Source organism: Billgrantia antri, assembly GCF_019430905.1.
Taxonomy (GTDB): Bacteria; Pseudomonadota; Gammaproteobacteria; order Pseudomonadales; family Halomonadaceae; genus Halomonas; species Halomonas antri.
Genome location: NZ_JAHYCA010000001.1, coordinates 199889 through 223864, shown reverse-complemented (window position 1 = coordinate 223864; position 23976 = coordinate 199889). Strand labels below are relative to the sequence as shown.

Annotated in this window: 23 protein-coding genes; 20 read left to right on the top strand and 3 right to left on the bottom strand. The window is 65.2% G+C overall.

What is annotated here, in order from left to right:
• Positions 1 to 10: 10 nt before the first annotated feature.
• Positions 11 to 1027, top strand: coding sequence for a c-type cytochrome (locus tag KPL81_RS01030; RefSeq protein ID WP_219790333.1), 1017 nt, complete (start codon positions 11 to 13; stop codon positions 1025 to 1027).
• A gap of 58 nt (positions 1028 to 1085) precedes the next feature.
• Here the strand turns inward: KPL81_RS01030 and dsbG are convergent, their stop codons facing one another.
• Positions 1086 to 1838 (bottom strand): thiol:disulfide interchange protein DsbG, encoded by a 753-nt coding sequence (gene dsbG, locus KPL81_RS01025; protein ID WP_219790332.1) that lies wholly within the window; start codon positions 1836 to 1838, stop codon positions 1086 to 1088.
• A gap of 199 nt (positions 1839 to 2037) precedes the next feature.
• Here dsbG and KPL81_RS01020 point away from each other — a divergent pair, with 199 nt between their 5' ends.
• The 10 genes from KPL81_RS01020 (at position 2038) to lon (ending at position 11923) form a co-directional block, all read left to right on the top strand.
• Entirely contained in the window at positions 2038 to 2481 is a 444-nt protein-coding gene (locus KPL81_RS01020) for a copper chaperone PCu(A)C (RefSeq protein WP_219790331.1), read from the top strand.
• A gap of 136 nt (positions 2482 to 2617) precedes the next feature.
• Positions 2618 to 3100 carry a transcriptional regulator NrdR gene (gene nrdR / locus KPL81_RS01015; RefSeq protein WP_209473558.1) on the top strand — a complete coding sequence of 161 codons (483 nt, stop codon included), beginning with the start codon at positions 2618 to 2620 and terminating at the stop codon, positions 3098 to 3100.
• Between the two features lie 11 nt (positions 3101 to 3111).
• Complete coding sequence (gene ribD / locus KPL81_RS01010; protein ID WP_219790330.1) at positions 3112 to 4248, top strand: bifunctional diaminohydroxyphosphoribosylaminopyrimidine deaminase/5-amino-6-(5-phosphoribosylamino)uracil reductase RibD; 1137 nt, start codon at positions 3112 to 3114, stop codon at positions 4246 to 4248.
• Positions 4249 to 4387: 139 nt separating this feature from the next.
• Positions 4388 to 5542, top strand: coding sequence for a bifunctional 3,4-dihydroxy-2-butanone-4-phosphate synthase/GTP cyclohydrolase II (gene ribBA, locus KPL81_RS01005; protein ID WP_219790329.1), 1155 nt, complete (start codon positions 4388 to 4390; stop codon positions 5540 to 5542).
• A gap of 108 nt (positions 5543 to 5650) precedes the next feature.
• Positions 5651 to 6148 carry a 6,7-dimethyl-8-ribityllumazine synthase gene (ribH, locus tag KPL81_RS01000; protein WP_219790328.1) on the top strand — a complete coding sequence of 166 codons (498 nt, stop codon included), beginning with the start codon at positions 5651 to 5653 and terminating at the stop codon, positions 6146 to 6148.
• The gene (gene nusB, locus KPL81_RS00995) at positions 6145 to 6651 is read left to right on the top strand and encodes a transcription antitermination factor NusB (protein ID WP_219790327.1); all 507 of its coding nucleotides are present in this window, start codon (positions 6145 to 6147) and stop codon (positions 6649 to 6651) included. Before ribH ends, nusB begins: the two co-directional genes overlap by 4 nt.
• Positions 6652 to 6662: 11 nt before the next feature.
• Positions 6663 to 7616 (top strand): thiamine-phosphate kinase, encoded by a 954-nt coding sequence (thiL, locus tag KPL81_RS00990; protein WP_219790326.1) that lies wholly within the window; start codon positions 6663 to 6665, stop codon positions 7614 to 7616.
• Positions 7613 to 8086 carry a phosphatidylglycerophosphatase A family protein gene (locus KPL81_RS00985; RefSeq protein ID WP_219790325.1) on the top strand — a complete coding sequence of 158 codons (474 nt, stop codon included), beginning with the start codon at positions 7613 to 7615 and terminating at the stop codon, positions 8084 to 8086. The genes thiL and KPL81_RS00985 overlap by 4 nt, the downstream gene beginning before the upstream one ends.
• 53 nt (positions 8087 to 8139) lie before the next feature.
• Positions 8140 to 9378, top strand: a complete 1239-nt coding sequence (locus KPL81_RS00980; RefSeq protein ID WP_219790324.1) for a DUF945 family protein — start codon at positions 8140 to 8142, stop codon at positions 9376 to 9378.
• 112 nt (positions 9379 to 9490) lie between these two features.
• Positions 9491 to 11923: an endopeptidase La gene (gene lon / locus KPL81_RS00975; RefSeq protein ID WP_219790323.1), complete on the top strand. Its 2433-nt coding sequence runs from the start codon at positions 9491 to 9493 to the stop codon at positions 11921 to 11923.
• 23 nt (positions 11924 to 11946) lie between these two features.
• On the opposite strand, the gene KPL81_RS00970 is transcribed toward lon, so the two are convergent.
• Positions 11947 to 12675 carry an SDR family NAD(P)-dependent oxidoreductase gene (locus KPL81_RS00970; RefSeq protein WP_219790322.1) on the bottom strand — a complete coding sequence of 243 codons (729 nt, stop codon included), beginning with the start codon at positions 12673 to 12675 and terminating at the stop codon, positions 11947 to 11949.
• 143 nt (positions 12676 to 12818) lie between these two features.
• On the opposite strand from KPL81_RS00970, the gene KPL81_RS00965 reads away from it, so the two are divergent.
• The 5 genes from KPL81_RS00965 to KPL81_RS00945 all read left to right on the top strand — a co-directional run bounded on the left by KPL81_RS00965 (position 12819) and on the right by KPL81_RS00945 (position 19344).
• Positions 12819 to 13796, top strand: coding sequence for a TAXI family TRAP transporter solute-binding subunit (locus tag KPL81_RS00965; protein WP_219790321.1), 978 nt, complete (start codon positions 12819 to 12821; stop codon positions 13794 to 13796).
• A 54-nt stretch (positions 13797 to 13850) separates the two neighbouring features.
• Positions 13851 to 15656 (top strand): TRAP transporter permease, encoded by a 1806-nt coding sequence (locus KPL81_RS00960; protein ID WP_219790320.1) that lies wholly within the window; start codon positions 13851 to 13853, stop codon positions 15654 to 15656.
• Positions 15657 to 15679: 23 nt separating this feature from the next.
• On the top strand, positions 15680 to 16225 hold the full coding sequence (locus tag KPL81_RS00955; protein ID WP_219790319.1) for a hypothetical protein: 546 nt from the start codon (positions 15680 to 15682) through the stop codon (positions 16223 to 16225).
• Between the two features lie 112 nt (positions 16226 to 16337).
• On the top strand, positions 16338 to 18182 hold the full coding sequence (gene ilvD / locus KPL81_RS00950; protein WP_209473545.1) for a dihydroxy-acid dehydratase: 1845 nt from the start codon (positions 16338 to 16340) through the stop codon (positions 18180 to 18182).
• A 73-nt stretch (positions 18183 to 18255) separates the two neighbouring features.
• Positions 18256 to 19344 (top strand): oxidoreductase, encoded by a 1089-nt coding sequence (locus KPL81_RS00945; protein ID WP_219790318.1) that lies wholly within the window; start codon positions 18256 to 18258, stop codon positions 19342 to 19344.
• Between the two features lie 15 nt (positions 19345 to 19359).
• Here KPL81_RS00945 and nudE read toward each other — a convergent pair whose 3' ends face one another.
• On the bottom strand, positions 19360 to 19947 hold the full coding sequence (gene nudE, locus KPL81_RS00940; RefSeq protein ID WP_219790317.1) for an ADP compounds hydrolase NudE: 588 nt from the start codon (positions 19945 to 19947) through the stop codon (positions 19360 to 19362).
• Between the two features lie 97 nt (positions 19948 to 20044).
• Here nudE and yrfG point away from each other — a divergent pair, with 97 nt between their 5' ends.
• From yrfG to KPL81_RS00920, 4 genes are all read left to right on the top strand, one after another.
• Positions 20045 to 20803 (top strand): GMP/IMP nucleotidase, encoded by a 759-nt coding sequence (gene yrfG / locus KPL81_RS00935; protein ID WP_197448096.1) that lies wholly within the window; start codon positions 20045 to 20047, stop codon positions 20801 to 20803.
• Positions 20796 to 21182 carry a ribosome-associated heat shock protein Hsp15 gene (gene hslR, locus KPL81_RS00930; protein WP_197448095.1) on the top strand — a complete coding sequence of 129 codons (387 nt, stop codon included), beginning with the start codon at positions 20796 to 20798 and terminating at the stop codon, positions 21180 to 21182. The genes yrfG and hslR overlap by 8 nt, the downstream gene beginning before the upstream one ends.
• A 49-nt stretch (positions 21183 to 21231) precedes the next feature.
• On the top strand, positions 21232 to 22107 hold the full coding sequence (gene hslO, locus KPL81_RS00925) for an Hsp33 family molecular chaperone HslO (protein ID WP_219790316.1): 876 nt from the start codon (positions 21232 to 21234) through the stop codon (positions 22105 to 22107).
• Positions 22108 to 22410: 303 nt separating this feature from the next.
• Entirely contained in the window at positions 22411 to 23967 is a 1557-nt protein-coding gene (locus KPL81_RS00920) for a phosphoenolpyruvate carboxykinase (RefSeq protein ID WP_219790315.1), read from the top strand.
• The last annotated feature ends 9 nt before the right edge of the window (positions 23968 to 23976 follow it).

Here is a 23976-nt window from a genome sequence, read left to right as displayed (position 1 = left end):
GGGACAGAGCATGAACAATAGATCGATTGGCCTGGCCCTGACCGGCGTCATTCTGGCGGGGGGCGTGAGCGCTGGCGTCTGGGCGGAGTACGAGACCCTCGTTGAAATGGGTTATCCCGCTCCCAAGGAGGGCGAGCTGGTGCACGTACCGCCGACCATGGAAGACCTCGAGGAGGCAGACCTGCATCCCGAGCTGAAACAGGTGATCCGGCGGGGTTACGACCTTTTCACCAATACGCAGCAATTGCGCGGCGTGAACGTCTTCAATGACATGAACTGCTCGAGCTGTCACCTGGGCGAGGGGCGCCAGCCTTTCAGCGGGCCGGTATGGCCGGCTGCCGTGACACTGCCCGATTTCCGCGGCAAGAACCAGCACGTCAACAACCTGGAAGAGCGCATCGCCGGCTGCTTCGCCTACTCGATGAACGGCACGCCACCCATCTATGGCAGCGATGACATGGTGGCACTTTCGGCTTACCACCAGTGGCTGGCTACCGGCGTGCCCATGTACCCGGGGCAGCCGATATACGGGCGGGGCTTCCCGCGTCTCGACGAGCCTGAGCAGGCGCCGGACTATGCTCGCGGCGAGCAGATCTACCAGGAGCAGTGCGCGGTCTGCCACAGCGAGGACGGTTCAGGGCTCTACCAGGCAGGTGAGTACGTCTTCCCGGCTCCCTGGGGCGACGGTTCCAACAACTGGGGTGCAGGCATTTCGCGCACCTTTACCATGGCCGGTTTCGTCAAGCACAACATGCCGCTGGGTCAACCGATGAGCCTGTCCGATCAGGAGGCCTGGGACGTCGCCTTGTACATCACCAGTCAGGAACGGCCTCAGGATCCTCGCTACACCGGTGACGTCAGGGAGACGCGTGAGCGCTTCGCAGACACCTTCCACAAGCACACACAGTACGGCACCGAGCGTGAGCATGATGGCGCCCTGCTGGGAAACCATGGCAACACGGGGGAGAAAGGAGAGATTCGGCCCTGGAACGTCGGAATGCCGCGTTTCGAGTATCTGGAGGATTGAGGGAAGCCGTTGGAAGCCCCGCTCGGTTCGCGCCGAGCGGGGCTCGACCCAAGCCGGCTCAGGGAGCTTCGCCGCCCATCATCTCGATCAGGCGCGCCTCGTCGGGCATGCCATCCACACGCTCCAGGCGTCCGTCGTGCAGGAAGAGCGTGGTCGGGGTGGCGTAGAAGCCCAACTCGTCGAAAAGCTGGTTGTTGCGGTAGACCTGATCCTCGATGTGGCGGGGCTGGGCTGACGGGGCGATACCGTCACCGCTGCTATGGGCGTGCAAGGCTGTCTCCGGATTGTCGGCGCCCAGCAGCGCTGCCGCCTTTGCCGGGCTGTCAGGGGCCAATATGCCCACCATGACGTGTCGCAGCTGGACCTCGCCGGCCTCCACCCAGGGCCTCGCCGCCTCCCAGAAGCGATGGCAGTAGGGGCAATTGGGGTCGGTGAAGGTGTAAAGCACCCGGGGAGCGTCTGCGCTGCCGTCGGCGATCCAGTGGCTCTCTTCGAGGCGTTGCCAGAGCTCGCCCTCCTGGGGGGCGCGGATCAGTTCGTCCAGCGGGGCTTCGGAAAGGTCGTTGCCTTCGGCGTCGACCAGGGTGCCGACGATGGCATGCTCGCCGTCGGCGGTCACGAACAGGGTCATTTCACGGCCTTGATGACTAGCCGCGTAACCCCTCAGGTCGCCGGGAGCCTGGAATTCACCGTGAATCTCGAGCCCCTGCTCGACGAGGGCACGCACGGGAGCCGGCCAGTCGTCGGCGGTTGCCCATGGAGCGATGGCAGTCAATGCCAGCGCGGTACCTAGCGTAAGTCGAAATGCCATGTCGGCTCCTTTGTCAGCGCTGGCGATTAGAGCGTGCAAGTTCGGTCTGGGTTGCCAGTGTGCCAGCACTTCATTATCTGCCGGTTAAGGCTCGGCTGTGTCGCGTTGACGCATCCGGCGACCTTGGCCGGAAACCCTATAGTATGCTGCTTTTTCTTTCCCTGGCGCATGCTGCCACACCAGAACAAGGAGCCACGAGATGATGTCGCCCCGTTCGCTATTGACTGCAGTCAGCCTCTCGCTGATCTCGTTCGTCGCCGTTGCCGACCCGCTGGTCGTCGAGAACGCGCACGTGCGTGCGGTACCGCCCGGTTCGTCGACCTCCGCTGCCTTCATGACGCTGCGCAACCCAGGCGAGCGGGAGGTGGTCCTGGTAGCGGCGGAATCCCCGGCCGCGGAAGTGGCGGAGCTGCATGATCACCAGAACGTGGACGGCGTGATGCAGATGCGCCAGGTGCCGCAGATCGTCGTCCCGGCCGGGGGCAGCGCAGCGCTGGCGCCGGGTGGGTTGCACATGATGCTGATCGGATTGACCGCGCCACTGCAAGAGGGCGAGCCCGTCGAGATCGAGCTTCGGTTCGAAACGGGCGAAGCCCAGCGGATCGAGGCGCCGGTCAAGCGGATCATGAATCACGACCACTGAGGGCGCAGCGCAGGTCGGCCTGTCTGGGGCGGTGCTGGGCGGTTGACGGGTGAGCGGGTACAATGCCGGGTCAACACGCTAATTCGTGACCCGGGTGCGGCCTCGCGTCGCCCCGCTACACCTTCGGATCGACATCATGCATTGCCCCTTCTGTGGCGCCCATGACACACGCGTGACCGACTCCCGCCTGGTGGCGGAAGGCGATCAGGTGCGCCGCCGCCGCCAGTGCACCGATTGCGGCGAGCGTTTCACCACTTACGAAACCGCCGAGCTGGTGATGCCCAGGGTGGTGAAGTCCGACGGTTCCCGGGAAACCTTCGACGAACACAAGCTGCGCGCCGGCATGCTGCGTGCCTTGGAGAAACGGCCGGTCAGTGCCGAGGCCATCGAGGCCGCCGTGGAGCGGATTCGTCACCATCTACGGGCCAGTGGCGAGCGCGAGATACAGGCACGCGACATCGGCGATGTCGTCATGCAGGCCCTCAAGCGCCTGGATCAGGTGGCATATATACGCTTCGCCTCGGTCTATCGCCGCTTTCAGGATATTGACGAGTTTCGTGCCGAGATCGACCGTCTCGCCCAGGAACCCGGCTTTCCGCCGGGCACCGCCGACGACTAGCCAGGAGAGTTATGGCCCAGCCGACCGATGCCGCCTGGATGGCCCATGCGCTGCAGCTTGCCCGCCGCGGTCTCTATACCACCCACCCCAACCCGCGCGTCGGCTGCGTGCTGGTCAAGAACCGTCGCCTGGTCGGAGAGGGCTGGCACTTGCGTGCTGGAGAGCCGCATGCCGAAATCCATGCGCTGCGCATGGCCGGGGAGTCGGCCCGTCGTGCCACTGCCTTCGTGACCCTTGAGCCCTGCTCCCATCACGGACGCACCGGTCCCTGTGCGGTGGCACTCATCGAGGCGGGCGTCAAGCGGGTCGTCGTCGCCATGCAGGATCCCAATCCCGAAGTGGCCGGTCGCGGTATCGCCATGCTGCGTGACGCGGGAATAGAGGTCGAGGTCGGGGTGCTCGAAGAGGAGGCGCAACGTCTCAACGTCGGCTTCGTCTCGCGCATGTCGCGCCAGCGTCCGTTCGTCCGCATGAAAATGGCCATGAGCCTGGATGGCCGCACTGCCATGCAATCCGGGGAGTCGCAGTGGATCACCGGCCCTCATGCACGGGCCGAGGTGCAGCGCTTGAGAGCCGCTGCCAGTGCGATCATGACCGGTGTCGATTCGATCATCTTCGACAACTCGCGCCTGACGGTGCGTGCTTCGCAGCTGAACCTCGACGATGCCGAGGCCATCGCTGCGCGTCAGCCACTACGGGTCGTGGTCGACACCCAGCTGCGCCTGCCCGAGGCGGCGGCCTGCCTGCGTGAGCCGGGTCGCACGTTGGTGGCAACCGTGTCGGCACACGAACCTCAGCGCCGCGCGCGTCTGGAAGCGGCCGGTGCCGAGGTGGTGGTGCTGCGCAGCGGCAACGATGGCCGCGTCGACCTGCCTTCGCTGATGCGTTATCTGGCCGAGCAGGAGCTGGTCAACGAGGTCTTGCTCGAGACCGGCGCCACGCTGGCCGGGGCGATGCTGGAAGTCGGTCTGGTCGACGAGATGCAGCTGTTCGTGGCGCCGACGCTGCTTGGTGGCGAGGCCCGTCCGCTGTTCGCCCTGCCGGGGCTGACGCGCATGGCTCAACAACGGCCGCTGGAGATTCTCGACATTCGCGCCGTGGGGCGTGACTGGCGGATCACGGCGAGGCCGGAGCGCCGGCAGGGGTAAGAGGGAGGGTACTCGCTACTGGCGCCCGAAGCCGCGCCAATGTACTCTGACGCCCATTCAAGTGGTGCGATATGGTCGGCAACGTTCTGTTGCGGTGCACTATCGTCCAGCAAGTCGATCGACATTCGGAGATTCCAGCGTGCAATCTTCCCCTGGGGGCCTGGCTCCCATCGAAGACCTGATCGAAGACATTCGGCAGGGCAAGATGGTGATCCTCATGGATGATGAGGATCGCGAGAACGAAGGCGATATCATCATGGCCGCCGAGAAGGTCGAGGCCGAGCATATCAACTTCATGGCGCGCCACGCGCGTGGCCTGATCTGCATGCCGATGACTCGCGAGCGCTGCGAGCGCCTCAAGCTGCCGCTGATGGTTCGCGACAACGGTTCCGGCTTCGGCACCAAGTTCACGCTCTCCATCGAGGCTGCCGAAGGCGTGACCACCGGTATCTCGGCCGCCGACCGTGCACGTACCGTGCAGGTGGCCGCGGCGCGTAACGCGCGTGCCGAGGATATCGTTCAGCCGGGGCATATCTTCCCGCTGATGGCGGAGCCGGGTGGCGTGTTGCGGCGCGCAGGGCATACCGAAGCGGCCTGCGACCTGGCGGCTCTGGCCGGCTTCGATCCCAGCGGCGTGATCTGCGAGATCATGAACGACGACGGCAGCATGGCCCGGCGCCCCGAGCTCGAGCGTTTCGCTGCCGAGCACGGTATCAAGATGGGCACCATCGCCGACCTGATCCACTATCGCATTCACAACGAGCGGACGGTCGAACCGGTGGAGTCCACGCTTGTCGATACGGCGGTCGGCAAGCTGACCCTGCACGTCTTCCACGACCGGATCCAGAATGCTCACCATGTCGCGCTGGTAAAGGGGGAGCCGAGTCCCGGCGTCCTGACCACGGTGCGCGTGCACCTGGCCGACACCATGCGTGACCTGCTGGGTCTGCAGAAGAGCGAGAGCCGCAACTGGACGACCCACAGCGCACTGGAAGAGATTGCCCGGGTCGAGCACGGCGTCTTCGTACTGCTCGACGATGGCCGTCCACACCAGGACTTCCGCGACCAGCTGGAGGTGTTTCTGGAGCGCCGCCGTCTGCCGCGCACCAGCGATTCCGACGGTGCCGGCAACTACCTGACCATCGGTACCGGTTCGCAGATTCTGCGACACCTCGGCGTGGGGCGCATGCGGCTGCTCAGCTCGCCGTGGAAGTTCTCGGCGCTGTCGGGCTTCGACCTCGAAGTGGTCGAGCTGATCGCGCCGGGCGAGGAGGGAGCGGCCACCGAAGGGTGAGCCGACACGCTTCCCATGTACAAGAGGCCGGCATGCGCTGCCGGCCTGCTCGACTTCAGCAGGATCCCTGTCGTTCTCAGCGGGACCATTTTTCAGCAGGTACTACCGATGCATACCCTGTCTCAACTGGAAGGCAACTTCGTCGACGTCGACGGCCGCTACGTGATCGTGGTGGGGCGCTTCAATCATCACGTGGTCGACAGCCTGGTCGAAGGCGCGGTGGATAGCCTGGTGCGCCACGGCGTGGATGCCGAGAACATCGATATCGTTCACGTGCCGGGAGCGTGGGAGCTGCCGCTGGCAGTGAAGCGCGCCCTGCAAGTGGCACGCCCCGACGCGGTGATCGCACTGGGTGCGGTGATTCGTGGCGGCACCCCGCACTTCGAGTACGTGGCGGGCGGTTGCAATGCGGCGCTGGGCAACCTGCAGCTCGAGTTCGAGACGCCCATCGCCAACGGCGTGTTGACGGTCAACACCATCGAGCAGGCCATCGAGCGTTCCGGTACCAAGGCCGGTAACAAGGGCGCCGAGGCGGCCATGGCCGCCATGGAAATGGTGTCGTTGCTGCGTGGTTTCGGTGACAACCAGAGCGGAGAAGCTTCATGAGTGAATCGCGTCCGCAGCGTGCCCCGTCGGCAGGCCAGCAGGCACGGCGCGCGGCCCGCGAACTGGCGGTGCAGGGGCTCTACCAATGGCACATGACCGGCAAGTCGGCGACTGCCATCGAGGCCGAATTCCGCAGCCAACTGCCCGACGACGACCTCGAGGATCACGAGAACTGGGCCAAGGTGATGCAGATCGCCGACCTTGCCCTGTTCCACGAACTGTTGCACAACGTGGTGCGTTTCCGCGCTGACCTGGATGCCTCCGTTGCGCCCCTGCTCGACCGCCGCCTGGAAGACCTCGACCCCATCGAACTGGCCATCCTGCGCCTGGGAGCCTACGAGCTCAGCCGCCGGCTGGACGTACCCTACCGAGTCGTGATCAACGAAGGCGTCGAGCTCGCCAAGTCCTTTGGCGCCACCGACGGGCACAAGTACGTCAACGGCATTCTCGACAAGCTGGCCGCCCGGTTGCGTAGCGCCGAGGTCAGGGCGCGTCGCGGCTGAAGGTGCCTCCGGTGGCCAGCGAATTCGACCTGATCGCCCGCCATTTCACGCCTGCTGCACCCGGCCCGGAGGCCGGCGTGCCGCTGGGCGTGGGTGACGACTGTGCGCTGCTTGCCCCGCGCCCGGGCATGCAACTGGCCGTCAGTGTCGACACCTCGGTGGCTGATGTGCATTTCCCTGGTGATGCGCCGGCCGCAGTGATCGGCTACCGCGCGTTGGCGGTGAGCCTGAGTGACCTCGCAGCAATGGGGGCGGAACCACGCTGGTGCCTGATGGCGCTGGCGCTCGAAAGCGACGAGGAAGCCTGGCTGGCGGACTTCGCCAGCGGTTTTCACTCGCTGTGCCAGACGAGCGGTACGGCCCTGGTGGGAGGGGATGTGACCCGCGGCGAACTCGCCATTGGGGTGACCGTGATGGGCGAGGTGCCGGTCGGTGAGGCGCTGTCACGCGGTGGAGCCCGCGCCGACGATGTGCTGGCCGTGACGGGGGTTCTCGGCGGTGGGGCCGGCGGGCTGGCACTCTGGCAGCGCGGCGAGCGCGACCTTGACCATCCGTTGCTGGCCCGCTACCTCAAGCCGGTCCCGCGGCTCGCGGCCGGTCAGGCATTGCGCGGCCTGGCCCATGCTGCCATCGACGTTTCCGACGGTCTGCTTGCCGACCTCGAGCATATCCTCGCCGCGTCAGGCGTGGGGGCGCGGCTCGAGCGCGAGGCGCTGCCCTTGGCAACGGGTCTGAGAGAGGTTCTCGGCGAAGCGGCGGCCTACCGCGCCGCGCTGTGCGGAGGCGACGATTACGAACTGCTGGTGAGCCTGCCGGGGCATCTCCTGGGAGAGGCCCGGCGACGTCTGGCGGGGCAGGGCCTGATGCTGACCGCGATCGGAACGGTGCGTGCCGAGACTGGAGTGACAGGCGTCGATCTCGATGGCGCGCATGGCTGGCAGCACTTCCGCGGAGGCGAGTCATGAATCGTTGCCCTCCGAGTGTCTGGCGGCGCCCGGTGCATTTCTTCGCCTTTGGCCTGGGCAGCGGCGGAGTGCCTTGGGCGCCGGGTACCTTTGGCACATTGGCAGCAATTCCCTTCTACTGGTTGCTGTCGGAGCTGCCGCTGACCTGGTATGTCACGCTGGTGGCCGTCTCCTTTATGGCGGGCGTGTGGCTGTGCGACAAGACATCACGCGATCTCGGGGTCCACGACCACTCCGGCATCGTCTGGGATGAATTCGTCGGTTACTGGATCGCCATGGCCGCCGTACCGTTCTCATGGGAAGCGGCACTCTGGGGCTTCGTGCTGTTCCGCATCTTCGATGTCTTCAAGCCTTGGCCGATTCGCTGGGCCGACCGGCGCGTAGCGGGCGGGTTCGGCATCATGATCGATGATGTGCTGGCCGCCATCTATGCCTGGAGCACGATGCACCTCTGGCTCTGGTTGCATTAAGTTACCTAGAGTAAGCGGGCTGGCACAAGGAAATCGACAGGGAGGCGAAAGCTATGCGCAAGGAACGGCTCATCGTCCCGTTGCTGGTCGTGCTGTTGCTTGTCTGGCTAGTGGGCCAGGCCGTCTCAAGCTGGCTGTTCGAGCGAGAGATGGCGCGTACGCTCGCCGATTTGGAGGCACGCGGCGAAATCGATATCCAGCGCCTGGACGTTGAGCAGGGGTGGTGGACCTCGACCGGGCGTATTCGCCTGGCGCCGCTTTTGGGACAAGCGTGGCAGCTGGAGCTGACCTACCAAGCTCAACATGGCGTACTCAGCACCCTCCTCAACGGCGAGGCAATGCTGCGCCATGGTCCCGACGGGGTAAACCTGTTCGGCGATTCACTGGCCTCTTCACCACCGCAGTGGGAGGCCAGTTACCACACATTGAACGGCGTGCTCGAGGGCAGGATTCAGCTCTCGCCGCTGCGTATCACTCAGCAGCAGCGTGAACTCGCCTTCGACGGGGGGCGCCTGCGGTTCAGCGGCGAGCAGGGCAACTGGCGATTGCGTGCCCAGCTGAGCGCATGGACGCTCAGTGACGGTGCCGTTCGTCTGGAGGTCGGCCCCGCCACGCTCAACAGCCATTATGCCTATACCCAGGATGCGCGCGCCTTTACTCAGGAGGATCGGCTGCAAATCGAATCGCTCTCCTGGCACCAGCCACAACTCGAGCTCGATGCTACCGCATTCCGCTTGGCGAATCGTATCTCGCTGGATGAGCAGGAACTTCGCATGCAGCTCGATATCGATCTCGGCGAGATTCATGCAGCCGAGCAAGTGCTGTTGACCGGGCAGGTTGAGGCCGAGCTTTCGCGTCTCAATGCCGACGCGATTCGCCATACCATGGCGCGGCTGCGCGAGCTGGCTGCGAGCGGTGTTCACGGGGATGACCCTGACGCTCTGCTGGCGGCGCTAGAACCTTATTTGCTGGCGATGCTCAAGGACTCGCCGCGCCTTGACCTGCAGCGCCTCGAGCTGGACAGCCCGATGCTGGGCCTGGCGGCACGGGTGGATGGTGCGCTGTTCTTCGATGGTCGTCGTCTGGATGCCCTGAGTCTGGTCGACTTCGAGGAACCCGCAGTCAAGGAGCGTTGGCGGCGGCGGCTCGACGGCGACTTCACCTGGCATGAGCTGCCTACCGTGGTCGCGCTGTGGCTCGGCTTGCCGCTGGATACGCGCACCCTCGAGGTCGATATCGGACGGGGTCAGGTGCGTGTCAACGGGCGTCCGCTACCGCCGCTCTGGCGCTAGTGCTTCATCGACTTTTGCTCATTGAGCTCTGTTCACCTTGAAGTTGGCCGTTGCTGCCCACATTCCTCTGGGCAGTGAGCATTGGCTTTATTGGCTTCAGGACGAGGTTTTCATGAGCGAGCACGATCAGGACGAACACGGCTGGCAGGCGAGGGCGGGGTCTGACGAGGCACTGGGCTCCGATGGTGAAGTGGACGAAGTCGCCAACGCGGTCATTCCGGCCAGTGACTATCTGCCCGAACGCATCTATCTGCTGCCGATCCACAACCGGCCCTTCTTTCCTGCGCAGGTGCAGCCGCTGGTCATCAACCGTGAGCGCTGGGAGGAGACCATGCGCCGGGTGGGGAACACGCCCCACCAGACGCTTGGCGTGGCCTTCGTCGGCGACAGGGCAGTGGACGAGCTCGGCCACGACCATTTCCCCGAGATCGGCACGGCGGTCAAGGTGCACAAGATGCACGGCGAGGAGGGGCAGCTGCAGTTCATTGCCCAGGGCCTGCGTCGCTTTCGCATCCAGCGTTGGCTGTCGAAGGAGCCCCCTTTCCTGGTCGAGGTCAGCTATCCCCGCGAACCGGTCAAGGCCGACGAGGACGAGACCCGCGCCTACGCCATGGCGATCATCAACGGTATCAAGGAGCTGTTGCCGATCAACCCGCTCTATGGTGAGGAACTCAAGCATTACCTCAACCGTTTCAGTCCCCACGAGCCGGGTCCGTTGACCGATTTCGCCGCGGCCATCACCTCGGCCAAAGGGCGTGAGCTGCAGGCCGTGCTCGAAACGCTGCCGGTTCAGGCGCGTATGGAAAAGGTACTGCCGCTGCTGCGCAAGGAGATCGACGTCGCCCAGCTGCAGACCGAGATCAGCGAGCAGGTCAACGCCCAGATGCAGGAGCGCCAGCGCGAGTTCTTCCTGCGCGAGCAGCTCAAGGTGATCCAGCGCGAGCTCGGCATCTCCAAGGATGATCGCGAGAACGACGTCGATACCTTCCGCGACCGGCTGGAGGGGCTGACCGTGCCGCCCAAGGTGCTGACCCGCCTCGAGGAGGAACTCGACAAGCTCTCGGTGCTGGAGACCGGCTCGCCCGAGTACGGCACCACGCGCAACTACCTGGACTGGCTGACCTCCATGCCATGGGGCGTGCGCAGTCAGGATCAGCTCGATCTGGTCCACGCCCGGACGGTGCTCGACCGCGACCACGACGGCCTCAAGGACGTCAAGGAGCGCATCATCGAGTTCCTCGCCGAGGGTACCTTCAAGGGCGACGTGGGCGGCTCGATCCTGCTGCTGGTCGGTCCGCCCGGGGTGGGCAAGACCTCGGTCGGCCGCTCCATCGCCGAGGCGCTGGGGCGGGAGTTCTACCGCTTTTCGGTGGGCGGTATGCGCGACGAGGCCGAGATCAAGGGTCACCGCCGCACCTACATCGGCGCCATGCCGGGCAAGCTGGTCCAGGCGCTCAAGGAGGTCGAGGTCGAGAACCCGGTGATCATGCTCGACGAGATCGACAAGCTGGGCAAGTCGTTCCAGGGCGATCCGGCCTCGGCCCTGCTCGAGGTGCTCGATCCCGAGCAGAATGTCGACTTCCTCGATCACTATCTCGACGTGCGCCTGGATCTCTCCAAGGTGTTGTTCGTGTGTACCGCCAACGCGCTGGACACCATCCCCGGTCCGCTGCTCGACCGCATGGAGCAGATCCGCCTGTCGGGCTATATCGCCGAGGAGAAGGTGGCCATCGCCAAGCACCACCTGTGGCCCAAGCTGCTCGAGCGCGACAAGATCCCCAAGAAGCGCATCAACCTCACCGACGCGGCGCTGCGCCAGGTGATCGAGGGTTATGCCCGCGAGGCGGGCGTACGCCAGCTCGAGAAACAGCTCCATAGCATCGTGCGCAAGGCCGCGGTCAAGCTGCTCGAAGGCGACCAGGCATCGGTGCGCATCTCGGTCAAGAATCTCGAGGAATATCTCGGAGCGCCGCTGTTCCGCCAGGAGCAGGTACTCAAAGGCGAGGGGGTGGTCACCGGCCTGGCCTGGACCTCCATGGGCGGTGCCACGCTGCCGATCGAGGCGGGCAAGGTGCATTCGCTGACCCGCGGCTTCAAGCTCACCGGCAAGCTCGGCGAAGTGATGCAGGAGTCGGCCAACATCGCCTACAGCTATACTCTGGGTCATCTCGCCGAGTACGGGATCGATACCGACTTCTTCGATTCCGCCTTCGTCCACCTGCACGTGCCCGAGGGCGCCACGCCCAAGGATGGCCCCTCGGCGGGGGTGACTATGGCCACGGCACTTCTGTCACTGGCGCGTCACCAGGGCATCGACAGGCCACTGGCGATGACCGGCGAATTGACGCTGACCGGGCAGGTGCTGCCGGTGGGCGGCATTCGCGAGAAGATCATCGCCGCCCGGCGCAGCAAGATCTTCGAGGTCGTCCTGCCCGAGGCCAACCGCCGCGACTACGACGAACTGCCCGATTTCCTCAAGGAGGGCATGACGGTGCACTTCGCCAAGCGTTACCGCGACGTGGCGAAGGTGGCGTTCGGTATTTGATGCCCATGGCGAAATGCGCGGCGTTACATGGCAACATTGGCGCCGCCGTCCACCACCAGGGTATCGCCGCTGATGAAGGTATTCTCGGCAGCGGCGAGGAAGGCCACTGCCCAGGCCACCTCGTCGGCTTCCGCGACCCGGCCGAGTGGCGTCGCTGCCTGCCAGCGCCGGCGCGACTGTGACTCGGCATCCTGCATACCGGCGCTGACCGGCCCGGGTGCCACGGCATTGACCAGGATGCCGTGGGGGCCGAGTTCTACCGCCAGCGCCCGGCTCAGGGCCAGCATGGCGCCCTTGCACATAGCATACGCCGAGCGCTCGGCGGTGGTGCGCAGGCCATGGGCCGAGGTGACGGTGACGATGTGGCCGCCGTCGCCGGCCATCATCAAGCGGGCGGCGGCCTGCAGTGCCTGGTAGGCGCCGCTGACGTTGACCGCCAGCATCTCGTCAAGCTCCGCCGCCGAGACATCGACGAAGCGGCCTCTACGGATCACGCCGGCAGCATTGATGCAGGCGTCAAGTCCGGCGCCATGCGCCTCGATGCGGGCGAAGGCCGCCGCGATGCTGTTGGGGCTGGTCAGGTCGCAATCAATGAAGATGCAGCGCTCCGGCCAGCGCGCCAGCAATCCCTCTGCCTGTTCGCGTGCCTCTGCGCGGTCGAGCAGGAAGACGAACTCTCCTGCCGTGAGTAGTACCTCGCCGATGGCGCTGCCGATTCCTCCTGCGCCGCCCACTACGGCCATGATTCGCATGTGCTCATCCTAGGTATTCTTCGAGCCAAAAAATCGGCATTATAGACGGATGCTCGACATTTCTTTATAACGAATTCATAACCATAACAAATCACAACAATGCCATCGCACCGCGATGCTGGACGACGATAACGGAGAGACACATGTCAAACCGCAAGCATGCCTTTGCCCGTACCCTGTTGGCCTCGGCCACCGCCGTTCTGGTGGGGGTCGGCTCACTTTCCGCTCAGGCCGAGACCCGTGTGACCTACAAATCCGCCTCGGCGGGTACCGCCTATTACCAGATGGGCGTCGAGCTGTCCGAGGCGATTCGGCAGGGAACCGACGGCGACGTCGTGCTGACGCTGGAGGAGAGCCAGGGCTCGGTACAGAACGTCATGGAGGTGATGGCGCGCCAGGGCAACTACGTCTTCACCACGCCGCCGGGGCTGGTCGAACAGGCCATGGCCGGTGAGGGGCCCTTCGCCGAGCGCCAGAGCCCACGCTTCGATGAGATTCGCGGTTTGTTCCCGATTCCCGCCATCACCATGCATTTCGTGGTGGCCGGTGACGAGGGCGTGATCGAGCTCGAAGATCTCGAGGGCAAGGAGATCCTGATCGGCCGCGGTACCTTCGGCGCCCGCGAGGCGGAGCGCTACCTTGAGATGTTCGATCTGATGGACAAGGTGAGCGTCGCCAATGCCGAGATCGGCAGCGGTCCTGATGCACTGAAGAATGGCCAGATCGAAGCCTTCGTCACGGCAAGCTCGTTTCCCACGCCCAACGTGATCGAGACCGCCGCCAGCATGCCGATCAGCCTGGTCAGCCTTACCGATGAGCAGATCGCGCAGACCGGTGCCGCACGCCAGACCATCCCGGCTGGTACCTACAGCGGCGTCGATGAGGACGTGCAGACCACCTCGCTGCCGGTCATCGCCTATACCACCACCGGCATGGACGAGGAGACCGCCTATACCCTGACCAAGACCTTCTGGGAGCGGCGCGAGACCATGGCCGAGGAGTCTCCCTGGTGGGGCGGTATCACCCACGACATGATCGGCAACATTGCCGGTACCCTGCACCCAGGGGCCTTGCGCTATTACGACGAAGTCGACATCGAAGTTCCCGACGACTTGCGCTAACCCTGCCGGGCCGGCCTGGACAGTCATGCCGCCGGCCCCGTTGAAGGCTTTCTTATGTCATCGACGTTCTCCTCCCCGGCGGTCGGTTCGGCCGTCGACGGCTCGCCGCGCACGCATCCCGTCTGGGTGATCCTGGGCACGCTAACGGTCGCCTTCCATCTGGGTTTGATCTTCTACGGCCTGGCCCCGGCATTGGTGAGCCGGCCACTGCACATGGCCCTGGCGCTACCCTGGATACTGATCCATGCCGCGCGAACGCCCTGGGAGCGTTGGAGCGGCTGGCTGTTGACCCTGCTGGGCATTGCCGCCTGCGGTTACATCGCCTTCAACGAGGAGGCGCTGGCGAGCCAGTATGGCTTCATCGACACGCACTTCCAGATGCTCGTCGGCGTATTCCTGATCGGGCTGGCGTTGGAGGCGGCGCGTCGGGCGATCGGCTGGCCGCTGCCGCTGGTGACCTTGGTGGCGCTGTTCTATGGCTTGTTCGGCGAATGGGTGCCGGGCCAGTTCGGTCACCCGGGGCTGCCGCTGCAGAGCTACGTGGGGACGCTGACCCTCACTGAGGGCGGCCTGTGGGGCAAGCTGACCGGGGTCAGCGTCGGGGTAGTGGCGATCTTCGTCATCTTCGGTGCGGTGCTCAACGCCGGCGAGGCGGGGCGCGGTTTCATGAACCTGGCCAGCGCCTTCGCCGGGCGCCTGACCGGCGGTGCGGCCAAGGTGGCGGTGATCTCCTCGGCGCTGATGGGGTCGATCTCCGGTTCCGCCTCGGCCAACGTGGCCTCTACCGGTGCCATCACGATTCCCTCCATGGTCCGCCTGGGCTATCCGCGCACCCTGGCGGGCGGCGTCGAGGCGGTGGCGTCCTCGGGTGGTCAGATCATGCCGCCGCTGATGGGGGCCGGGGCATTCGTCATGGTCGAACTCACCGGCACACCCTACACCCAGATCATGGCGGCGGCCTTGCTCCCGGCCATCCTCTACTTCGCCACGGTGTGGATGGGGATCAATGCCTTCGCCACCCGCCATGACCTGCGTCCCATGGCGGCGGGCGATCAGCCCGGTGGCAAGGAGGTGCTCATCACCTCGCTGTTCTTCGCCGTGCCATTCGTGCTGCTGCTCGAGCGCATATTCCTGGGGGGCTATACGCCGCAGTACGCGGCGAGCATCGCCATTTTCGCCGGCCTGCTGCTGCTGTTCTGCGACGCGACCCTCACGTTCTCCCTGCGAGGCTTCGCCTCGCGCCTGGCGGAGGCGGTGGTCACCGCCGGACGCCAGGTGGCGGTGATCGGTGCCATCATCATCTGCGCTTCGCTGGTAATCGGCGTGCTGTCGTTGACCGGACTCGGCGTCAAGATCACCTCCGGCATTCTCTCGCTGTCGAACGAAATGCTGTGGCCGGCTCTGCTGCTCACCGCGCTTGCCTGCCTTGTGCTGGGCATGGAGGTGCCGACCACGGCCGCCTACGTGATCTGCGTCTCGGTGGCCGGGCCGGCGCTCACCGAACTGGGGCTCGAGCCGCTCCTGGCGCACCTGTTCGTGTTCTGGTACGCATTGCTCTCGACCATCACGCCGCCGGTGTGCGGCGGCGTGTTCATTGCCGCCGGCATGGTTGGGGAGAACTGGCTGAAAGTGGCGATCAAGGCCATGGCGCTGGGCCTCGGGCTCTATATCATTCCGTTGGCCATGGTCGCCAATCCCGACGTGATCCGCCTGGCCTTCGATCCGCTGTGGGCAATCTTCGACGCGGTGAAGATCGCGCTGGGTCTCGTTGCCATCTCCTACGGCGTGATCGCTCGGCGCACGGCGTGGCTACGTGCACTCCTGGTGGTGGCCGGCACGCTGGTGATTTTAGCTTTGTGATAACAACGTCTGAGGAGCTCGAGATGATCGTCGCCACGCTAGGCCCGGAAGGGAGCAACCATGAGCTGGTCCTGCGTCGCTATCTCACGACTCGCGGACAAGCCGACGCACAGGTGACGCTGCTCGACGACTTTCCGACGGCCTTCGCGGCGCTGGTGGCGGGGAAAGTCGACCGTGTGTTGCAGTGCACGGCACATTTCAGTCATGCCGATTGCGTGGGCCGGTACATGCATCGCGCTTTTCCGGTGGATGTCTTCGTGGCTGGCAGTCATCCGCTAGCGCTGCTGGCGCGGCGCGAGATCGCCGAGCCGCGTCAGGTGATCCGCCAGCCGGCGACCCGTTACTACACCGATCTCTCGGGTTTCAGTGAGGAGGTCGATGCGCCGACCACCGTGGCGGTGGCCGAGGGCTTGCTGGACGGGCGCTACGAGGCGGGTATCTGCGCCCGGCAGGCTCTGGAAGATCATCCTGACGAGCTGCGCCTGATCGAGGATCTGGGGCCGGCGCTGGATGTGTGGGTGCTGTACGGCACTCAGCCGTTACCCGATGACCATACGCTGGTGGTCTAGCCGCTGCGGCCCGTGCATGACAGAATCGGACTGATCCCAGACCTAGACCGTCGCCCTTCGGTGGCAGAGACGGCGCTAACCGTATAGCGCGAATGCGCACGAAGAGGACACCATGCCCGACTATCGCTCCCGTACCACCACGGCCGGCCGCAACATGGCCGGCGCCCGCGCCCTGTGGCGTGCCACCGGCATGAAGGACGAGGACTTCCACAAGCCGATCATCGCGGTGGCCAACTCCTTCACCCAGTTCGTGCCCGGGCACGTGCATCTCAAGGACATGGGGCAGTTGGTGGCACGGGAGATCGAGAAGGCCGGCGGCGTGGCCAAGGAGTTCAACACCATCGCCGTCGACGACGGCATCGCCATGGGCCACGACGGCATGCTCTACTCGCTGCCGAGTCGCGACATCATCGCCGACAGCGTCGAGTACATGGTCAATGCCCATTGCGCCGACGCCCTAGTGTGCATCTCCAACTGCGACAAGATCACCCCGGGAATGCTGATGGCCGCCATGCGCCTCAACATTCCGGTGATCTTCGTCTCCGGCGGCCCGATGGAGGCCGGCAAGACCAAGCTGATCGACCACGGGCTCGATCTGGTCGATGCCATGGTCATGGCCGCCGACGATTCGGTCGATGACGCCACCCTGGCCGAGGTCGAGCGCAGCGCCTGTCCCACCTGCGGCAGCTGCTCCGGCATGTTCACCGCCAACTCGATGAACTGCCTGACCGAAGCGCTGGGCCTGGCGCTGCCGGGCAACGGCACCGTGGTGGCTACCCATGCCGATCGTCGCCGGCTGTTCGAAACCGCCGGGCACCGCATCGTCGAGCTGGCCAAGCGCTACTACGAGGGCAATGAGACGCACCTGCTGCCGCGCGCCATCGGCTCCAAGGCAGCGTTCAAGAATGCCATGACGCTGGACATCGCCATGGGCGGTTCCACCAATACCATCCTGCACCTGCTGGCCGCCGCCCAGGAGGCCGAACTCGACTTCACCATGGTCGACATCGACCGCCTCTCGCGGGAAGTGCCGCAGCTGTGCAAGGTGGCGCCCAATACCCAGAAGTACCACATCGAGGACGTGCATCGCGCCGGCGGCATCATGGCGATCCTCGGCGAGCTCGACCGTGCCGGCGTGCTCGATACCCGCGTACCCACCGTCTACGGCGACACCCTCAAGGAGGCCCTGGACGAGTGGGACATCATGCGCAACCCGAGCCCCGAGGTGGTGGAGTTCTACAAGGCCGGCCCCGGCGGCGTGCCGACCCAGGTAGCCTTCTCGCAGAGCGCGCGCTGGCCGAGCCTCGATGGCGACCGCGCTACCGGCTGCATCCGTGACCTCGCGCATGCCTTCTCGAAGGAGGGCGGGCTGGCGGTACTGCGCGGCAACATCGCCGTCGACGGCTGCGTGGTCAAGACTGCTGGCGTCGACGACTCGATCCTGGTGTTCGAGGGGCCGGCGCATGTCGTCGAGTCCCAGGACCAGGCGGTGGAACACATCCTCGCCGGCGAGGTGAAGGAAGGGGATGTCGTCGTCATTCGCTACGAGGGGCCGAAGGGCGGACCCGGCATGCAGGAGATGCTCTACCCGACCTCCTATCTCAAGTCGAAGGGGCTGGGCAAGGCGTGTGCACTGCTCACCGACGGGCGCTTCTCCGGCGGCACCTCCGGCCTCTCCATCGGTCATGTCTCGCCGGAGGCCGCGGCAGGCGGTGCCATCGGCCTGGTGCGCACGGGCGACATCATTCGCATCGACATTCCCAACCGCACGATCGACGTCAAGCTGTCCGACAGCGAACTGGCCGCACGTCGTGAAGCCGAGGAGGCGCGCGGCAGTCAGGCCTGGAAGCCCAGCATTCAGCGCGTGCGCAAGGTCTCGGCCGCGCTCAAGGCCTATGCGCTGCTGGCGACGTCCGCCGACAAGGGAGCGGTGAGGGATCTGTCCAAGCTCGACTGAGACGAGTGTCGAACCGGGCCCTGGCCCGGTTCGTCGTTGCGGGCTTCATCAAGCAGCAGTAAGGAACGACGACATGCGCAAGCAGACCTTCGGTGTCGGCCTGATCGGCTTCGGCACGGCCGGCCGTATCTTCCATGCCCCGCTGATCCAGGCGACACCTGGACTGGAGCTGCTGGCCGTGGTCAGCAGTTCGCCCGAGCGAGTGCACGACGTGCTGCCCGAAGTCGACGTGTTGCCCAAGCCAGCGGCGCTGTTCGCCCGTCCGGACATCGATCTGGTGGTCATCGCCAGCCCCAACGAGACTCACTACCCACTGGCCAAGGCAGCCCTGGCCGCCGGCAAGCACCTGGTGGTCGACAAGCCCTTTACCGTGTCGCTGTCGGAAGCGCGTCTGCTCAAGGCCGAGGCCGACAAGGCCGAGCGCCGGGTCAGCGTCTTTCACAACCGCCGCTGGGATAGCGATTTCCGTACCCTGCAAGCACTGGTCGCGGAGGAAAGTGTGGGGCGACCGGTGTCGCTGGAGCTGCGCTTCGATCGCTTCCGACCGGTAGTGGCCGGTCGCTGGCGCGAACAGCACAAGCCCGGCAGCGGGATCTGGTACGACCTGGGGGCGCATCTGCTCGATCAGGCCAGAACGCTGTTCGGCATGCCGCGGGCGATCCTGCTCGATCTGATGGCGGCGCGGGATGGTGCCGAGGTGGACGACGAGTTTCATGCCTTGCTGGAGTACGATGCCCTCAGGGTTATCTTGCGCGCCAGCTCGCTGGTGGCCGAGCCGACACCGCAGCAGGCCTTGCACGGCACCCGGGGCAGCTTCGTCAAGTATGGCCGCGACCCCCAGGAGAACTGGCTCAAGGAGGGGCGCACCCCCACGCGCGAGTGGGGCGTCGATCAGAGCCCGGGCCAGCTGACGCTGGCCGAAGGTAGCGACGGGTCCCTGGTCACCCGGGAGCACCAGGGGCTCCCCGGCGATTACCTGGCCTACTACGTCGGTATCGTCGAGGCGCTGGCAAGCGGTGCGCCGGTGCCGGTCAGCGTGGAGGAGGGGATCGAGGTCATGACCCTGCTGGAGGTGGGGCTCGACAGCTACCGCCAGAACCGCTGGATTCGCCTCAAGGAGAATAACGGCGGCAGCCTGCGCCAGCTTCACCGCCACGGCTGAGCCCCGGGGCTTGCTTCACCAGCTCAGTGGGGTCTCCTTGTCGCGGCGCTCACGCAGGGTGTCGCGGGCGATGAACAGGGCGGCGATGGCACGCGCCTCGTGGAAGTCGTCACGCATCAACAGGGCGGGCAGTTCCTCCAGGGCGTGTTGCTCGACTACCAGAGGTTCCGGTTCGTCGCCGGGCAGACGCTTTGGATAGAGGTCGGTGGCGAGCAGTACCTGCATGCGGTGGCGCATGTAGTTGGGTGCCAGCGAGAGCTCCACCAGTGGCTCGATGCGCCGGGCGCCGAAACCGCACTCCTCCATCAGTTCGCGATTGGCCGCGGTGACGATATCCTCGCCGGGATCCACCAGCCCCTTGGGCAGGGTCAGCACGTAATCCTCGAAACCTGCGGCGTACTCGCGGATCAGCAGCACGTGATCGGGATCGGGCATGGCGATGATCATCACCGCGCCCTGGTCGCTGCCGGTGAGACGCTCGAAGGTGCGCTCGGCGCCATTGGCGAAACGCAGGTCCAGCGCCTCGATGTGGAACAGGCGGCTTCTGGCCACGGATTGGCGCGATAGCACCTGGGGTTTTTGCAGGGGGCGTCTCTCGGACATGAAGGCTCCGTGTCATGCGGGCTGCCGGGAATGCGTCGTCTCTCCGCATTGGGTACAATACCACGCCTTCCCCTGCACAGACCCACCGGGAGTCGACATGATCGACTGGCGCGCCATCGATACCGTTCTGCTCGACATGGACGGCACACTGCTCGACCTGCACTTCGACAGTCACTTCTGGCTGGAACACCTGCCACGGCGCTACGTGGAGCTGCACCGCCTCGACGAGGCTACCCAGGAGCAGATCCGCGCGCGCATCCTGCGTGAGCGGGGTACGCTGAACTGGTACAGCCTGGCCTACTGGAGCCGCGAGCTGGGGGTGGATATCGTCGCCCTCAAGCGCGAGATCCAGCATCTGATCGGCCTGCGCAGCGATGCACTCGACTTTCTCAAATGGTTGCAGAGGGCTCATCCCAGGGTAATTCTGGCGACCAACGCCGACCGTGAAAGCCTCGAGCTCAAGCTGCCGCTCACCGGCCTCGAGGCCTATCTGGATGCCATCGTCTCCTCGGCCGACCTGGGCGTGCCCAAGGAAGCCCAGGAGTTCTGGTTCGCGCTGCAGGAAGTCGAGCCCTTCGATCCGTCGCGGACACTCTTCATCGACGACAACCCCGAGGTGCTGGAGAGTGCGCGGGAGTTCGGCATACGCCACCTCCTGGGCATCAAGCAGCCCGACAGCACGCGTCCCGAGAAGGAACTGGAAGAGTTCATCGCCCTCGACCGCTTCGCCACGATCCTGCCCGAGGAGCTACCCTCCGAAGTACCTGGCGACAAGTTACGTGACGACAAGGTACGTGGCGAAATGATACGCAGCGACCGGGCAGTGCCCGGCGAGGAGGGAGGCAAGATTGGATAGCGTACGACTCGACAAATGGCTATGGGCGGCCCGCTTCTTCAAGACCCGGGCCTTGGCCAAGAAGGCCATCGAAGGCGGCAAGGTGCACTACAACGGCGGCCGCGCCAAGACCAGCAAGAACGTCGAGGTGGGGGCGCTGGTTCGCGTGCCCCAGGGCTGGGACGTGTGGGAGGTGGAGGTCGTGGCGCTTTCCGACCAGCGCCGTGGTGCGCCCGAGGCCCGCGAACTCTATCGCGAGACCGCCGAGAGCGTCGAACGTCGCGCGCGCGAGGCGGAAGGCCGACGGCTGACCAATCAGGCCATGCAGCACCCGCTCAAGCGCCCCGACAAGAAGCAGCGTCGCGAGATCCAGCGCTTCCAGCGCCAGCAGGACGAGTGAGTATCCCCGCCTGCCGACCCATTAAGAACGACCTCTTTCGGAATCGATCATGACCGACCAGATCCAGCGTTTCCTGTTCGAACGCACCAATGTACGTGGCGAGATCGTCACCCTCGAACGTGCCTATGGCGAGGTGCTCGATCGCCATGGCTACCCGCCGGCCGTCAATCGCCTGTTGGGCGAGCTGCTGGCGGCGGTGGCGCTGCTCACCGATACGGTCAAGCTCGACGGTATCCTCAGCATCGAAGTGCGCGGCGAGGGCGCATTGTCGCTGCTGATGGCCGAGTCCAACCCCGGCGGCGAGCTGCGCGCCATCGCCCGAGTGGCGGAGGATGCCACGCTGCCGGCCGGCGAGGCGGGCTTTCGCGAACTCGTCGGTGATGGCCATATCGTGATCACCCTGGACCCGCGCGAGGGCAATCGCTACCAGGGCATCGTGGCGCTCGACCATGACAGCCTGGCCGGCTGCCTCGAAGCCTACTTCTCGCAGTCCGAACAGCTGCCTACCCAGTTGTGGCTGCGTGCCGACGATGAACGTGCCGGCGGGCTGCTGCTGCAGCGCTTGCCGGACGAGTCGCAGAACCAGGACGAGGATGCCTGGGAGCGCACGGTGCAGCTGGCCCGCACGCTGCGCACCGAGGAACTGCTCGGGCTCGAGCAGCGAGAACTGCTGCACCGGCTCTATCACGAGGAGACGGTACGGGTCTTCGAGCCCAAGCGGTTACGCTTCGGCTGCACCTGCTCGCGGGAGCGTATCGGCAATGCCCTGCTGACGTTGGGCGCCGATGAGCTGCGCGACGTGCTGGCCGAACGGGGCGAGATCGAGACCCAGTGCCATTTCTGTCATACCCATTACCGTTTTTCGGACAACGAGATCGAGGCGCTGCTGCGTACCCAGGACGGGCCGCCGCCGGTTCTGCACTGAACGTCGTCGATCGGGGCGGGGCGATGCACGTCTCGCCCGGCGCGGCGCAATGCTGCGATGCACAAGCATGATGCGTCCAACCTGCGGCGATATGTCTCGATGTAGTAGTAAAACTACATGAACTTCGGTCAAAGTTCCCGTTTCCTGACGGCCCCCTTTTTGCCATAATGGCGCCCGCCTAAGGGCCGATCGCCGCATGACAAGACGGCAAGTATCCGCACACGGACGATCGGAAACGCAATGCAACGGCGTACGGACGCCTGGCACACGAGAGAGAACCGGCCGCAAGGCCCAGGAAACGACATGACCACATCCCAAGCCGCTCCTCAAGCACACGTCAATCTCAGCAGCGCCGAGCTCATCGAGCGTGCCGTGGCACGCGGAGAAGGCCACCTGGCCGCCAATGGCGCTCTGGTGGTGAACACCGGTGAGCGTACCGGTCGCTCGCCCGCGGATCGCTTCATCGTCGACGAACCCTCTACCACCGCTGAGATCGACTGGGGTAGCGTCAACCGCCCCTTCGATTCCGGCAGGTTCGATGCCCTGTGGGCACGTGTCGAGGACTACCTGAACAGCGGCGAGCGTTTCGTTTCCGAGCTCCACGTGGGCAGCGATCCGACTCACTACCTGCCGGTACGGGTCACTACCGAGACGGCTTGGCACAACCTGTTCGGTCGTACCATGTTCGTGCGCCCCGAGGGTTACAACCCCTCGGCCAAGGAGGAGTGGACCATCCTCAATGCGCCCCACTTCGAATGCGAGCCGAACCGCGACGGCACCAACTCCGATGGCGCCGTGATCATCAACTTCGCTCAGAAGAAGGTGCTGATCGCTGGCATGCGCTATGCTGGCGAGATGAAGAAGGCGATGTTCTCGGTGCAAAACTTCCTGCTGCCGGCCTCCGACGTGCTGCCCATGCACTGCTCGGCCAACGTCGGTGAGGATGGCGAGACGGCGCTGTTCTTCGGCCTGTCCGGTACCGGCAAGACTACGCTCTCCGCCGATCCGGCACGCTACTTGATCGGCGACGACGAGCACGGCTGGGGCCCCGGCACCGTGTTCAACATCGAGGGCGGCTGCTACGCCAAGTGCATCGACCTCTCGGACAAGAACGAGCCGGTGATCTGGAACGCCATCAAGTTCGGCACCGTGCTAGAGAACGTGGTGCTCGACGACCGTCGCGAGCCTGACTACACCGACGACAGTCTGACCCAGAACTCGCGCGCCGCCTATCCGCTGGAGCACATCGACAAGCGGGTGCCGGAGAACCGCGCCGGCGAGCCCAACGCGATCATCTTCCTGACCTGTGACATGTCTGGCGTGCTGCCGCCGGTGTCGGTGCTGTCCAAGGAAGCGGCCGCCTACCACTTCCTTTCCGGCTACACCGCCAAGGTGGGCTCCACCGAGATGGGCTCTTCCGAAGGCCTCGCGGCGACGTTCTCCACCTGCTTCGGTGCACCGTTCTTCCCGCGTCCGGCCCGCGTTTACGCCGACCTGCTGATCAAGCGCGTCGAAGCCAAGGGCGCCCAGGTCTATCTGGTCAATACCGGCTGGACCGGCGGTTCCTACGGTGAGGGCGGTTCGCGCTTCTCCATTCCCACGACTCGCGCCATCATCAGCGCCATCCAGTCCGGCGTGCTCCGCGATATCGAGACCAAGCGCATCGAAGGGCTCAACCTGGACGTGCCGGTGGCGGTGCCCGGCGTCGACTCCAGCCTGCTCGATCCGCGCGAGACCTGGGAAGACCAGGCCGCCTACGACCGCAAGCGTAGCGACCTGGCGGCCAAGTTCGTCGACAACTTCAAGAAGTTCGAAGGTGTCAGCGAAACCATCGTCAAGGCCGGGCCCAGCCTGACCTGAAGCGCGACA